1 protein-coding gene is annotated in these 398 nt (G+C 60.3%); it reads left to right on the top strand.

Annotated elements, in window-relative coordinates; all coding sequences use genetic code 11:
* A partial coding sequence (locus BST12_RS29635) for an AMP-binding protein (protein WP_139802114.1) occupies positions 1-398 on the top strand: 398 nt, incomplete at both ends.

The raw sequence follows: 398 nt of genomic DNA, 5'->3' as shown, positions 1-398 counted from the left end.
ATGTCGCTGATGCGATGGAGGGGTCGGGTGTGGGGGGTTCGGGTGTGGTGTTGCCGGTTGTTGATGTCGATGATGTGGCGTATGTGATTTATACGTCGGGTACTACTGGTGTTCCCAAAGGTGTTGGGGTGACGCATCGTAGCGTGGTGGGGTTGTTGGAGTCGGTGGGGCAGCGGTTGGAGTTGGTGGGGCGGGTGTGGTCGTGGTGGCATTCGTTGGCTTTTGATGTGTCGGTGTGGGAGATGTGGGGGGCGTTGTTGGGTGGTGGGCGGTTGGTGGTGGTGGGTGAGGAGGTGGCGCGGTCGCCGCGGGATTTTTTGGCGTTGTTGGTTGAGCAGCGGGTGCAGGTGTTGAGTCAGACGCCGTCGGCGTTTTATGAGTTGGAGGCTGTTGTGGGG

It is taken from the genome of Mycobacterium angelicum (assembly GCF_002086155.1).
GTDB lineage: Bacteria > Actinomycetota > Actinomycetes > Mycobacteriales > Mycobacteriaceae > Mycobacterium > Mycobacterium angelicum.
The sequence above is the reverse complement of the archived record's forward strand: the minus strand, read 5'-3'. Positions and strand labels throughout refer to the sequence as shown.